Here is a 12615-nt window from a genome sequence, read left to right as displayed (position 1 = left end):
GTGCCGCATTTCGCCGGCATGCGAACGGGGACCACCAAGTCCGCATTGAGGAGACTTTCGTGCCGAACCGACGTCGACGCAGGCTTTCGACAGCCATGAGCGCAGTCGCCGCTCTGGCGGTCGCGAGTCCTTTTGCTTATGTCGCGGTCTGCCAATTGACGGCCGACACCAAACCGGCTCCCGAGCACCACGAGTTCGTCCGAGCCGCGGAAATTACCGACCTGCCCGGCGAGCTGATCTCGGCGCTGTCCCAGGGACTGTCACAGTTCGGGGTCAACCTGCCGCCGGTGCCCAGCCTGACCGGCACCACATCGACGGTCTCGCCGGGGTTGACCAGCCCGGGTCTGACCTCGCCCGGCCTCACGACGCCGGGTCTGACCACACCCGGCCTGACCACACCCGGCCTCACGACACCTGGTCTGACCACACCCGGCCTGACCACACCGGGTGTGCCCACACCTGGCACGCCGGGCCTGACCGACCCGTCGCTCACCAGCCCGGACCTGACCGCGCCGGGTGCTACACCGGGCCTGACCACGCCGGGAGCTACGCCGGGAACCACGATGCCGGGCACCACGATTCCCGGCGCCACGACGCCCGGCACCACCACGCCCGGGCTCACCGACCCGTCGCTGACCACCCCGGGGCTGACCAGCCCGGCCGGAGTCACGCCAGGACTGACCAGCCCGACGGGTGTGGACCCGGCGTTGCTCAGCCCGGGCCTCACCTCTCCGGGCGAGATGCCGATCAGCGAGCCGATCGGATTGGACCCCGGGTTGGGTGGCACCTACCCGATCCTCGGCGACCCCTCGTTGGGGGCGATGCCGGCGGCGAGCTCCAGTGGCGGCGGCGGCCTCATCAGTGAGGTGATGAATGCCGCCAACCAGCTCGGTGCCAGCCAGGCTATCGACCTGCTCAAGGGCTTGGTGATGCCGTCAATCGCGCAGGCCATGCAGGGCGCCGCCAACGGTGGGGCAGCCGCCGCGCCCGTCCCGGCACCACCGCCTCCGCCGGCCTGATCCGGCCTGACCCGGCACATTTGGATTGTGTCCCCTAACGGCACCGCAGATGTTGGCTCACCCCTTCGGGCTCAACTCTGCGGTGCCGTTGCCGGGTCGGTGAACTAGTCCACCGCCGCGCCGTGTCGCATCATAAGCAACAGACGTCACATAAGTAACATCGGTGCGTGCCGCTCCGCCGTCGCCCGCCGGCGATACTGTTCACCGCCGTCACAGCGACCCTCGTCGTCGTGCCGTGGGCACTCACGCCGAGTGCGCCTGAAGACCGGCCAGCCGGCCCCGGCGACACCCAACTCACCCAGCAGCCCCTGGTCGGGCTGGGCGGAGGTGTATCGGTCCGGGAAATCAGCCGGCCGACACCGTTCTCCATGGTGGCGCTCACCGGCGGCGATCTGACCGGCACCTCGGCGCGGCTGCGCGCCAAGCGCGCCGACGGCTCCTGGGGTCCCTGGCACGACGCTGAGCCGCTGGGCTCGACCAGCGACGGCGGCCCGCACGGCACCGACGCGGTCTTTGTCGGCAAGACGACGACGGTGCAGATCGCGGTCACCCGGCCGGCCGATGCACCACTGACCACACCCCCGCCGGTCGCGAGGCGGACCGAGGCCGCACTGGGTTACCGCCCGGCGACGGTCGAAAAGCCACTGCCGCAGAACATTTCGGCGGTCCTGATCTCCCCGCCCCAGGCGCCGGCCGACAACCAGTGGACACCGCCCGCGGCGGTGATCGCGCCGGGCCAACCACCCCACATCATCAGCCGCGAACAGTGGGGCGCAGACGAATCCCTCCGATGTGGAACCTCGGTGTACGACAACGGGATTCGCGGCGCAGTGGTCCACCACACCGCGGAGAGCAACGACTACGGGCCGCTGGATTCCGCGGACATCGTCCGGTCGATCTACGCCTACCACACCCAAACGCTGGGCTGGTGCGACATCGCCTACAACGCCCTGGTCGACAAGTACGGCCAGGTGTTCGAAGGCCGCGCCGGGGGGCTCAGCAGAGCGGTCGAGGGATCACACACCGGCGGATTCAACCGCGACACCTTCGGGGTGGCGATGATCGGCAACTTCGACGACGAGCCACCCACGCCGATTCAGCTGCGCACGCTGGGCCGGCTGCTCGGCTGGCGGCTGAGCATCGACCACGTCGACCCGCACGGCACCGTGATGCTGACCTCGTCGGGCGGGCCCAACACCAACTTCCCGGACGGCGCAACACCGGCATTGCCCGCGATATTCAGTCATCGCGACGTCGGCGCCACCGACTGCCCCGGCAACGTCGCGTACGCCCTGATGGACGAAATTCGGGATATCGCAGCAAGATTCAATGAACCACCGGGGCCGCAGGATCTGGAGGCAGCACTGCAGGGTGGCGAGATCCATGCCCGGTGGCAGTCGATGGGCGGTATGAACAGCCCGCTGGGCGCGCCGACGTCGCCGGAGGCCACCGCGGCCGGTGACGCCCGGTATGCCACCTTCGACAAGGGTGCTATCTACTGGTCGCCGGTGACCGGCGCCCAGCCGCTCACCGGCGCCATCTACGACGCCTGGGCAGCGCTCGGCTACGAGCGTGGCGCTTTGGGACTGCCGACCAGCGGGGAAATCCAAGAGCCGCAATGGATTTCGCAGAACTTCCAGCACGGCACGTTGAACTTCAACCGCGAGACCGGCCGCGTCACCCGGGTCATCGACGGCGTCGCGCAGGAATTACCGCCACCGTCGCCGAGCGGGCCCCCGGTGCAGCTGGAGCGGTTCTCACCGGTGCACCCGGCCGCCTGATCCCGGCGAGCGCTACGACAGCCACCAGCGTTCCAACACCCGCGCCACCCCGTCGTCGGTGTTGGGTGCGGTGATCTCGTTGGCGGCGGCGATCGCGTCGGGGTGCGCGTTGCCCATCGCGACGCCGTGACCGGCCCGCAGCAGCATCGGCACGTCGTTGGGCATATCCCCGAACGCGACCATGTCGTCGTCGGCGATGCCTGACGGCTGCGCAATCTCGGCGATACCTGTCGCCTTGTTGACGCCCTGCGGGACAATCTCGACCAGACCGTTGTTGGTGGAGTACGTGATATCGCCTTGGCTGTCAATATGTTTGGCTAGTTCGGCTGCCATGTCGCCGCTGCTGGCCCCGGCCTTGCGGATCAGCAGTTTGATCGCCGGTGCGCTGAGCAAGTCCTCGATGGACACCTCGGTGTTGTCGGGGTTGAGCCAGGCGTGTTCATAACCCGGGGAGCTGACGAACTGCGGTGTCGCCGTGTCGTGGGCGCTGTGCCCGATCCGTTCGACGGCCAGCCCGACCCCGGGAATGGTGCGCCTGGCGATCTCCGCCAGCTGTGCAAGCGTATCGACCGAGAGAGTGCGCGCCGAGACCACCTGGTCGGTTGCCGGGTCGTAGATGACAGCGCCGTTGGCGCAGACCGCCATCGGTGCGAGGCCGAGTTCGTCGACAACCGGCTGCACCCAGCGCGGCGGACGTCCGGTGGCCAATACGAACCGCGTGCCGGCAGCGACCGCGGCGTGGATGACATTGCGGGTACGCGCGGTGATCTTCTCGTCGGCGGTGAGCAGGGTGCCGTCGACATCGCAAGCGATGAGCGCTGGCAACGTCACGGCAATCTCCTGTGGTCTAGGCAGCCCGAACCCGGGCTCATGCTCCACGCTTTCGGGCCCGTTCGGCCCGTTCAGCTTCCTCGAGCACTTTCGCCTCGTCCAGCGTGGGTGCTCCGCCACCCAGGCGGCGTGGTACCCAGAACGCCCCTTCGGGGTGGGGATATTCCTCTTGCACCCGGTGCAACAGCGACGTCATCTCGTCGCGCAGCGCGGTTTCGAGTTCTTCGACGCCGCCCCGCGGGGCGAGCGGCGGACCGGCCGCCACCGTGACCGGGATCTTCTTGCGCCCGAGGTTTCTGGGATGGTCTTTGGTCCAGATGCGCTGCGTGCCCCACACGATCAGCGGCACGATCGGCACCTGAGCCTCCAGCGCCATCCGGGCGGCGCCGGTCTTGAACTCCTTGAGCTCGAAGCTGCGGCTGATGGTGGCCTCCGGCATCAACCCGACCACTTCTCCCTCGCGTAGCCGTTGCACCGCGACGGCATACGCCTGTTTGCCGGCCGCCCGGTCCACCGGGATGGTCTTGGTGTGCTTGATCAGGAAATTGACCACCTTCACCTGCTGCATCTCGGCCTTGATCATGTAGCGGATGCGTCGGCCCCGGTAATGCACGGCAAGCCCGGCCGGCAGCCAATCCACGTAGCTGGTGTGGTTGATCGCTATCACCACGCCGCCGGTGGCGGGAATGTTCTCGAGGTTCTGAAAGGTGATGTCGGTCCCGGTGAGACGCACCAATGCCTTGGCGGCGATCTCGAGAGTTCGGAAAACCGGTTCCATACCCGCTACTCCGGTGCAGCCTCCGAGTCGGAGCGACGGGCGGCCCGGGCCGCCGCCCGCCGGCTGGCTTCCTCGGCATCCAGCACAGCGGCCTGCGCCAACGTGGGAGCGCCGCCGCCCAGCCGGTGCGGTACCCAGTACTCGCCGGGCGGATGAATCCCGTAGGAGTCTTGCGCCCGCTCGAGCAGATGCTGCATGCGGGAATGCAGCAACGTTGTCAGCTCCGGTGCCGGCAGCGTCGGCTCGATCGGCTCGCCGACGGCCACTGTGATCGGCACTTTGGGACGCAGCAGATTCTTCGGGTGGTCTTTGGTCCAGATGCGCTGGGCGCCCCACACGATGTGCGGGATGATCGGCACGTCGGCGGCGATCGCCATCCGCGCGGCACCGGACTTGAGCTCTTTGATTTCGAAACTGCGGCTGATCGTGGCCTCCGGGTAGACCCCGACGAGTTCCCCGGCGTGCAGCGCTGCGACGGCGGCCTCGAACGAGGCAGCCCCGTTTTCCCGGTCGACCGGGATGTGGCGGCAGCCGCGCATGATCGGCCCGGAGATCTTGTGGTCGAACACCTCCTGCTTGGCCATGAATCGCACTTTGCGGCCGAGGCCCTGCTGGTAGGCGGGCAGGCCCGCGAAGGTGAAGTCGAAATAGCTGGTGTGGTTGATCGCGATGACGGCCCCGCCGGTCCTGGGCAGATGTTCGACCCCGGTGACGGTGAAGCGTAAGCCCTGCACCCGCCAGGCCAGGCGAGCAAGCTGGATGATCGTTCCGTATACCGGCTCCACGGCCTCAACCCTAAACTTTTGCGCCCGGAGTGCGTCGGGGGCCGTCGAAGGAATCGGGCCGGCGAGCCGACCCCCGCTAAGCTTGGGCGGCAATGCAGGTCACCAGCGTCGGCCATGCCGGCTTCCGGATCGAGACCCGGGCGGGCAGCATTCTGTGCGACCCGTGGGTCAACCCGGCCTACTTCGGCGCGTGGTTCCCGTTTCCGGACAACAGCGCATTGGACTGGGACGCGCTCGGCGACTGCGACTACCTCTATGTCTCGCATCTGCACAAGGATCACTTCGACGCGCAGTTACTCGCCGAGCATGTGAACAAGCAGGCCGTGGTGCTGTTGCCGGATTTCCCGGTCCCGGATTTGCGCGACGAGTTGACCAAGCTGGGTTTTCACCGGTTCTTCGAGACGACGGATTCGGTGAAGCACCGGGTCAGCGGGCCCAAGGGCGAGCTGGACATCATGATCATCTCGCTGCGAGCGCCCGCGGACGGCCCGATCGGCGACTCGGCGCTGGCGGTCTTCGACGGCGAGACAACGGCGTTCAACATGAACGACGCCCGGCCGGTCGATTTAGAGCCGCTGCACGCCGAATTCGGCCACGTCGACGTGCACATGCTGCAGTACTCCGGCGCAATCTGGTACCCGATGGTCTACGACATGCCTGCCCGGGCCAAGGAGGTGTTCGGCGTCCAGAAGCGCCAGCGCCAGATGGATCGGGCCCGCCAATACATCGCGCAGGTCGACGCCACCTGGGTGATCCCGTCGGCCGGCCCGCCGTGCTTCTTGGACCCTGAGCTGCGTCACCTCAACGACGACCACGGCGATCCGGCCAACATCTTCCCCGACCAGATGGTGTTCCTCGACCAGATGCGCACCCACGGCCATGACCGCGGACTGTTGATGATGCCCGGTTCGACCGCGAATTTCACTGGCGCCCAGTTGGATTCATTGCTCCACCCGCTGCCCACGGAACAGGTCGAGGCGATCTTCACGACCGGCAAAGCGGCGTATATCGCCGACTACGCCGCCCGGATGGCGCCGGTGCTGGCGGCGGAGAAGGCGCGTTGGGCGCCGGCGGCCGGTGAACCACTTCTGGAGCCGCTGCGCGCAACGCTCGAGCCGATCATGCTGGCCAGCGACGAGGTCTGCGACGGGATCGGCTATCCCGTCGAGCTGGTGTTGGGGGCGGAAACCGTCGTCCTCGACTTCCCGAAACGCACCGTGCGTGAACCGGTTCCCGACGAGAAATTCCGCTACGGCTTCGCGATCCCGCCGCAGCTGGTGCGTACCGTGCTGCGCGACCATGAGCCCGACTGGGTCAACACCATCTTCTTGTCCACCCGGTTCAAGGCGTGGCGAGTGGGCGGCTACAACGAGTACCTGTACACCTTCTTCAAATGCCTGACCGACGAGCGTATCGCGTACGCCGACGGCTGGTTCGCCGAAACCCACGACGATACGGCGTCGATAACGTTGGACGGCTGGGAGATTCAGCGTCGCTGTCCGCACCTGAAGGCCGACCTGTCGAAGTTCGGTGTGGTGGAGGGCAACACCTTGACGTGTAATCTGCACGGCTGGCAGTGGAACCTACAGGACGGCCGCTGCCTCACCGCGCGTGGCCACGAGCTTCGGTGTAGGCGCCTATGAGCACGCAGCAGTATGACGACGGCCTGGTCCAACTGGATCGGGAAGCAATCACGTTGCACCGCTATCACTTTCCGTCGGGTACCTCGAAGGTCATCCCGCTGAGCGCCGTCCGCGGATACAAGGCTGAGCCGCTGGGACTGTTTTCGCACCGGTTGCGCCTCTGGGGCACTTCGGATCTGCGGCGCTGGCTGCCGTTGGATGTGCGCCGACCGTTCAAGTCGACGTTGATCACCCTGGACGTACCGGGGACCTGGCCCAGCCCCGCGTTCACGCCGGCCGACCCGCAAGAGTTCACTGCATTGCTGGACGAGCTACTGAGCCGTTGAGATTGCACACGGTGTCGTGGTTGCCGCGAATCAACAACCCTGCGCGCAATCTCAACGCCCGGCGTCGGCCAGTGCCTGACGGGCGGCGTTGTAGCCGGGGATGAACGTGATGCCCGGCCCGCCGTGGCATCCCGCACTGCCCAGATACAACCCGTCGATAGGAATGGGCTGACCGAGAAATCCTTGGGGGCCGGGGCGGTTGGGGCCGATCTGGTTGGGGTTCAACAGGCCGTGGCAGTAGTCGCCGCCCGGAGCACCGAACATGACACCCATGTGCCTGGGTGTGAACGTGGTGTGGCGGATGATGCTTCGTTCGAAGTTCGGTGCCAGCCGGGTGATCTTGTCGATCACCCGCTGGCCCATCTCGACTTTCGCCTGACCGTAGTCCACGCCGCCTTCGATCGGGAACCACAGCGCGAACGCCGACGCGGCGTGCTTGCCCGGGGGTGCCAGGTCGAGATCGTTCTGCGACGGAATCTGCAGCACCACCGTCGGATCGGCCGGCACGATGCCGCGCCGGCAGTCCTCCCACTGCTGCTGGACGTCTTCGGGCGTGCAGAACAGGCCGATCGATGCCTGCATGGCCGGCTCGTTGAGCGCCTCGTACGGCGCGGCGAAGCTGGGCGCTTCGTCCAGCGCGAAGTGCATCTGCAGATAGCTGCCGCGGTGGTCGGTGCGCGCAAAGCGTTCCCGGATGTCGGCCGGCAGCGCAGCCGAATCGACGAGCTCGTTGACGGTGAGGTCGGGCGCGATGCCCGAGACCACGATCGGCGCGGTGATGGTGTCGCCGGCCTCGGTGCGCACCCCGCTGACCTTCCGGTTGTCGACGAGAATCTCGGTCACCTTGGTGCGTAGCCGCACTTCGCCGCCGTGGTTGGTGAACGTGTCGCACAGATGCGCGGTGAGCGCGCCGATCCCGCCGCGCAGCTTCTTCATCTGCATGGTGTCGCCGTCGGGGACGCCCAGCCCGAACGCCAGCGCTGCGGCGCTGCCGGGGGTGGCCGGCCCGCGATAGAGGGTGTTGACGGCCAGCACGGTCATCGAGCCGCGCAGCGCGCCGTGCTTTTCGCGGTCGGGAAGATAGCGGTCCAGCACATCGGTGACCGAGCCGAACAGCATCTCATCGATGGCCGAGCGTTCGAATTCGTTGGTGGCGCAGGCGTACATCTCGTCGAGAGTCTTCGGCGGCGCGCCGGCGTCGAACCGGCCCAGTGCCCGAGTGGGTGCCTGGCTCCAGGCCATCAGCCCGGCCATGCCGTTGACGGCGTCGGCGTCGTGCACCTCGTTGAGGTGGGTGAACAACTTGACCGGGTCGCTGTACTGGATCAACGGATCATCGCCCACACCGCGCAGCGCGACCGACATGACGTCCAGGTCGATCGTCGGCAGGGTGTCCAAACCCAACGCCTCGACAACCACGGCCGCCGTCGGGAACTGCACCGACCCGGCGATCTCGAACCGGTAGCCGTCGAACAACTCGACCGTGGAGGCCATCCCGCCGGCGTAGAGCTTGGATTCCAGGCACAGCGTGCGCAGCCCGGCGCGCTGCAACATCACCGCGGCGGCCAGCCCGTTGTGCCCGGCACCAATGACGATCGCGTCGTAGTCCATGTCGCCCTCCGAGTGCAGGCTGGCATGCTTCGCCAAGTTTTGTCAATTATGACGAAACTGCGGGCGCTGACCAGGTGTCGGAGATACCGGCGCGCAGGGACTCCAGCGCCGCGTGGCACATCCGCGCCAGCTCACCGAGCGAGCGGTCGTCGCCTTCCATCCATACCTCCATGGCGCCGAAGACAGCCGCCGCGATACACCGGGCGGTCACCGCGAAATGCAGCTGGGCATCCGGTTTTTGCGCGGCCGGGCCGCTACGGCGTTGCAGCTGCGCGTGGATGGAGTCGGCGAAGTCGGCCTGGACATCGCGGATATGGCGGGCGATGCGGTCCGGGTCGAGCTCGGCGCCTCGCAGCGCGGCGATCTTCGTCACCGCTTCGACGTCGTAGGGAAACGCGAAGATGGCCGACTGCACCGAGTCGATGACCGGCTCGTCGGCCGGCCTGGCGTCCAGCGCCGCGCGAAACCAGGTCAGGCCGGTGTAGTCGGCGAACAGCAAGTCGTGTTTGGAGCTGAAGTGCCGATAGAAGGTGCGCAGCGATACGCCGGCGTCCGAGGCGATTTGCTCGGCCGAGGTTTCTTCCACGCCCTGGGCCAAGAATCGCACCAGCGCAGCCTGGATGAGCGCCTCGCGAGTGCGCTCGCTGCGCGCCGTCTGCGCCGGCCTGACCATGCCCGTAAAGTACCGCATCCAGTTCTGTCAATATTGACAAAACTATCCGGGTCCGGCGACACTGCCCCGCATGGTCTCACTTCTGGTGCACGCAATCCTGGGACTGACGGTGATCGGGTGGATCGTCGCGTCCAACCCGGCCGTGTTCGCGCGGCCTGCCCAGGGGCCGCGGTTCTCGCCGCTGGAGTGCCTGTTCTACGCGGTCGGTATCGCGTCGATCATCTTGGGCTGGTATTTCAACATCCGGTTCGTCCGGGAGTACGCCGCCGGCAATGCCAATCCTATTTGGGGCCCGGGCAGTTGGTCGGACTACATCCGGTTGATGTTCACCAATCCGGCGGCGGGTTCGGCCAGTCAGGACTACACGATCGCGAATGTGATTCTGCTGCCGTTGTTTACCATCGTCGACGGGTATCGGCGTGGGCTACGGCGTCCGTGGCTGTATTTCGTGTCGAGCCTGTTCACCAGTTTCGCCTTCGCGTTCGCGTTCTACTTCGCCACCGTCGAGCGCCAGCACCGGCACGAGCTTTCCCCCGCGGCCTAAGGCTCGAGGACCTCGGTGCCGACGAAGGGCACCAGCGCTGCGGGCACTCGCACGCTGCCGTCGGGCTGCTGATGGTTTTCCAGGATGGCGACCAGCCAGCGGGTGGTGGCCAGCGTGCCGTTGAGTGTGGCGGCGATCTGCGGCTTGCCGCCCGCGTCGCGGTAGCGGATGGCGAGCCGACGCGCCTGAAACGTGGTGCAGTTCGACGTAGAGGTCAGCTCACGGTAGGTGCCCTGGGTGGGGATCCAGGCCTCGCAGTCGAACTTGCGGGCCGCCGACGAGCCGAGATCGCCTGCCGCGACGTCGATCACGCGGTAGGGCACCTCGATCAGGCTCAGCATTTCGCGCTGCCAGTCCAGCAGGCGTTGATGCTCGGCTTCGGCGTCGTCGGGCACGCAGTAGACGAAGGCCTCGACCTTGTCGAACTGGTGCACGCGGATGATGCCGCGGGTGTCTTTGCCGTGACTGCCGGCTTCCCGGCGGAAACACGACGACCAGCCCGCGTAGCGCAGCGGTCCCGCGGACAGGTCGAGAATCTCGTCGGCGTGGTAGCCGGCCAGCGGCACCTCGGAGGTACCGACGAGATAGAGGTGGTCGGCTTCGAGGTGATAGACCTCTTCGGCGTGCGCGCCGAGGAATCCGGTGCCCGACATGACTTCTGGGCGCACCAGCACCGGCGGGATCATCAACGTGAAGCCATTGTCGACGGCCAGCCGGACCGCGAGCTGCAGCAGCCCCAGCTGCAGCAGCGCGCCGCGGCCGGTCAAGAAGTAGAACCGCGACCCGGACACCTTGGCCCCGCGTTCCATGTCGATCAGACCCAACGACTCGCCGAGCTCTAGATGGTCCCTGGGGTTTTCGATCGCCGCCGGCTCCCCGACGGTGTCCAGAACGGCGAAGTCCTCCTCCCCGCCGGCGGGCACCCCGTCGAGGACGACGTTGGGGAGCGCCAGGTAGGCCGCGGTGAACGCCGCCTCGGCGTCGGCCTGTTTAGCCTCGGCCGCCTTGACCTCCTCGGCGAGTTCCTTGGCGCGCTGCAGCAAGGCCGGGCGCTCGTCGGCGGATGCGGCGCCCACCTTTTTGCTGGCGGCCTTCTGCTCGGCGCGCAGCGAATCCGCCGCCGAGATCGCGGCCCTGCGCTGACGGTCGGCGGCCAGCAGCGTATCGACCATTGCGGGGTCCTCGCCGCGGCTGATCTGGGAGCGACGGACGGCGTCGGGGTCTTCGCGCAGCAACTTCAGGTCGATCACGGCCTAGAACACTACTTTTGATCGCCACGCCGCAGGACGGCGGCCACCGAGGCGCCGACTCGGCAGCAACAATCGCATCATTTGTCACAGCCCTCGGCGCGGCCTGTCAGAATAGACCCAATGTTGGATGCACCCGGGCAGGACAAACCGGTCGCCGACCAGCCGGTATCCCGGTCGTCGCGGTCCGGGTGGCTCCGGACCCTGCACGCGTCGGCTACCCGTCGCGCATTGCTGCTGACCGCGCTGGGCGGACTGCTCATCGCCGGAATCGTCACCGCCATCCCGATCGGCGACGGCGGCCGGCTGGCCGGCTACATCGACCCGGTGCCGGCTACCGGAGCCAAGGGCAACGAAGCGTTCAACCGTGCCGGTCGCGGCGACTGCCTGATGTGGCCGGACAAGTCGCCGGAGGCCGCCACCATCGTCGACTGCAAGGACGAGCACCGCTTCGAGGTCGCCGAGTCCATCGACATGCGGACCTTCCCGGGCTCGGAGTACGGCCCGGACGCTGCTCCGCCGTCGGCGGCGCGCATCGAACAAATCAGCCAGGAGCAGTGTGAATCGGCGGTGCACCGGTATCTTGCCACCAAGTTCGACCCGAACAGCAAGTTCACCATCAGCATGCTGTGGTCCGGTGACAAGGCATGGCGGCAGGCCGGTGAGCGCCGGATGCTGTGCGGGTTGCAGTTGCCCGGCGCCGACAACCAACAGCAGGTCTTCAAAGGCAAGGTCGCCGACCTCGACCAGTCCCGGGTGTGGCCGGACGGCACCTGCCTGGGCATCGATTCCTCGACCAACCAGCCCACCGACGTCCCGGTCGACTGTGCCGCCCCGCACGCGATGGAGGTCACCGGCACGGTCAACGTGGCCGCGAGGTTTCCCGAGGCGCTGCCCCCCGAGCCGGAACAGGACGCCTTCATCAAAGAGTCCTGCACCAAGCTGACGGACGCCTACCTGGCGCCGGTCCAGTTGCGCAGCACCACCCTGACATTGATCTACAGCACCCTGTCGTTGCCGAGCTGGTCGGCGGGCAGCCGCGAAGTTGCCTGCAGCATCGGCGCCACACTGGGCAACGGCGGCTGGGCCACGCTGGTCAACAGCGCCAAGGGGCCCTTGTTGATCAATGGTCAGCCACCGGTCCCGCCGCCGGACATCCCGCAGGAGCGGCTCAACCTGCCGCCGATTCCGATGCCCGCGCCGAGTTCCGGGGGGTCGAGTTCGTCGACGGCGGGCTCGACCGGATCGACCGGCCAACAGCAGCAGCAGCGGCAGGGCAACGAGCACCTGCCGCAACAGCCGGCAGGCCCGCCAGCCCAGCAGCAACCGGCAGCTCCCGCCCAGCAGGAGCCCGGAGCGCCGCCACCGGAGGCCTGG

12 protein-coding genes are annotated in these 12615 nt (G+C 67.3%); 6 read left to right on the top strand and 6 right to left on the bottom strand.

Annotation, left to right across the window (positions count from 1 at the left end):
* The first annotated feature begins 59 nt into the window (after nucleotides 1-59).
* Nucleotides 60-1019: a hypothetical protein gene (locus MSP7336_RS06000; protein WP_113963273.1), complete on the top strand. Its 960-nt coding sequence runs from the start codon at nucleotides 60-62 to the stop codon at nucleotides 1017-1019.
* Nucleotides 1020-1186: 167 nt separating this feature from the next.
* Nucleotides 1187-2800, top strand: coding sequence for an N-acetylmuramoyl-L-alanine amidase (locus MSP7336_RS05995; RefSeq protein ID WP_113963272.1), 1614 nt, complete (start codon nucleotides 1187-1189; stop codon nucleotides 2798-2800).
* A 12-nt stretch (nucleotides 2801-2812) separates the two neighbouring features.
* Here MSP7336_RS05995 and MSP7336_RS05990 read toward each other — a convergent pair whose 3' ends face one another.
* The 3 genes from MSP7336_RS05990 to MSP7336_RS05980 are packed head-to-tail and all read right to left on the bottom strand — an operon-like array spanning nucleotide 2813 to nucleotide 5194.
* The gene (locus MSP7336_RS05990) at nucleotides 2813-3631 is read right to left on the bottom strand and encodes an HAD family hydrolase (RefSeq protein ID WP_425325732.1); all 819 of its coding nucleotides are present in this window, start codon (nucleotides 3629-3631) and stop codon (nucleotides 2813-2815) included.
* A 37-nt stretch (nucleotides 3632-3668) separates the two neighbouring features.
* A complete protein-coding gene (locus MSP7336_RS05985) occupies nucleotides 3669-4409 on the bottom strand; it encodes a lysophospholipid acyltransferase family protein (protein ID WP_069393982.1) in 741 nt (246 codons plus the stop codon).
* 5 nt (nucleotides 4410-4414) lie between these two features.
* Nucleotides 4415-5194: a lysophospholipid acyltransferase family protein gene (locus MSP7336_RS05980; protein WP_069393983.1), complete on the bottom strand. Its 780-nt coding sequence runs from the start codon at nucleotides 5192-5194 to the stop codon at nucleotides 4415-4417.
* Nucleotides 5195-5286: 92 nt separating this feature from the next.
* Between MSP7336_RS05980 and MSP7336_RS05975 the strand changes: the two genes are divergently transcribed.
* Together MSP7336_RS05975 and MSP7336_RS05970 are read left to right on the top strand one after the other, a co-directional pair.
* Complete coding sequence (locus tag MSP7336_RS05975; RefSeq protein ID WP_113963271.1) at nucleotides 5287-6837, top strand: MBL fold metallo-hydrolase; 1551 nt, start codon at nucleotides 5287-5289, stop codon at nucleotides 6835-6837.
* The gene (locus MSP7336_RS05970) at nucleotides 6834-7163 is read left to right on the top strand and encodes a PH domain-containing protein (RefSeq protein ID WP_069393985.1); all 330 of its coding nucleotides are present in this window, start codon (nucleotides 6834-6836) and stop codon (nucleotides 7161-7163) included. The genes MSP7336_RS05975 and MSP7336_RS05970 overlap by 4 nt, the downstream gene beginning before the upstream one ends.
* Nucleotides 7164-7214: 51 nt before the next feature.
* Here MSP7336_RS05970 and MSP7336_RS05965 read toward each other — a convergent pair whose 3' ends face one another.
* Both MSP7336_RS05965 and MSP7336_RS05960 read right to left on the bottom strand, forming a co-directional pair.
* Nucleotides 7215-8774 (bottom strand): phytoene desaturase family protein, encoded by a 1560-nt coding sequence (locus MSP7336_RS05965; RefSeq protein ID WP_113964790.1) that lies wholly within the window; start codon nucleotides 8772-8774, stop codon nucleotides 7215-7217.
* Nucleotides 8775-8820: 46 nt separating this feature from the next.
* Nucleotides 8821-9447: a TetR/AcrR family transcriptional regulator gene (locus MSP7336_RS05960; RefSeq protein ID WP_113963270.1), complete on the bottom strand. Its 627-nt coding sequence runs from the start codon at nucleotides 9445-9447 to the stop codon at nucleotides 8821-8823.
* A 70-nt stretch (nucleotides 9448-9517) separates the two neighbouring features.
* Here MSP7336_RS05960 and MSP7336_RS05955 point away from each other — a divergent pair, with 70 nt between their 5' ends.
* Nucleotides 9518-9991, top strand: coding sequence for a DUF2834 domain-containing protein (locus MSP7336_RS05955; RefSeq protein WP_113963269.1), 474 nt, complete (start codon nucleotides 9518-9520; stop codon nucleotides 9989-9991).
* On the opposite strand, the gene serS is transcribed toward MSP7336_RS05955, so the two are convergent.
* A complete protein-coding gene (gene serS / locus MSP7336_RS05950; protein WP_113963268.1) occupies nucleotides 9988-11241 on the bottom strand; it encodes a serine--tRNA ligase in 1254 nt (417 codons plus the stop codon). The two genes, MSP7336_RS05955 and serS, sit on opposite strands and share 4 nt — an antisense overlap.
* Nucleotides 11242-11352: 111 nt before the next feature.
* On the opposite strand from serS, the gene MSP7336_RS05945 reads away from it, so the two are divergent.
* Nucleotides 11353-12615 (top strand): septum formation family protein (locus MSP7336_RS05945; RefSeq protein WP_425325765.1); only part of this gene is annotated, 1263 nt, incomplete at its 3' end.

Origin of the sequence: Mycobacterium shimoidei, assembly GCF_900417275.1 — a bacterium.
Taxonomy (GTDB): Bacteria; Actinomycetota; Actinomycetes; order Mycobacteriales; family Mycobacteriaceae; genus Mycobacterium; species Mycobacterium shimoidei.
The sequence above is the reverse complement of the archived record's forward strand: the minus strand, read 5'-3'. Positions and strand labels throughout refer to the sequence as shown.

Coding starts and splice junctions, on each gene's coding strand:
- MSP7336_RS05985 (WP_069393982.1), bottom strand. CDS start 4,409: ATGGAACCGGTTTTCCGAACTCTCGAGATCGCCGCCAAGGCATTGGTG.
- MSP7336_RS05975 (WP_113963271.1), top strand. CDS start 5,287: ATGCAGGTCACCAGCGTCGGCCATGCCGGCTTCCGGATCGAGACCCGG.
- MSP7336_RS05970 (WP_069393985.1), top strand. CDS start 6,834: ATGAGCACGCAGCAGTATGACGACGGCCTGGTCCAACTGGATCGGGAA.
- MSP7336_RS05965 (WP_113964790.1), bottom strand. CDS start 8,774: ATGGACTACGACGCGATCGTCATTGGTGCCGGGCACAACGGGCTGGCC.
- MSP7336_RS05960 (WP_113963270.1), bottom strand. CDS start 9,447: ATGGTCAGGCCGGCGCAGACGGCGCGCAGCGAGCGCACTCGCGAGGCG.
- MSP7336_RS05955 (WP_113963269.1), top strand. CDS start 9,518: ATGGTCTCACTTCTGGTGCACGCAATCCTGGGACTGACGGTGATCGGG.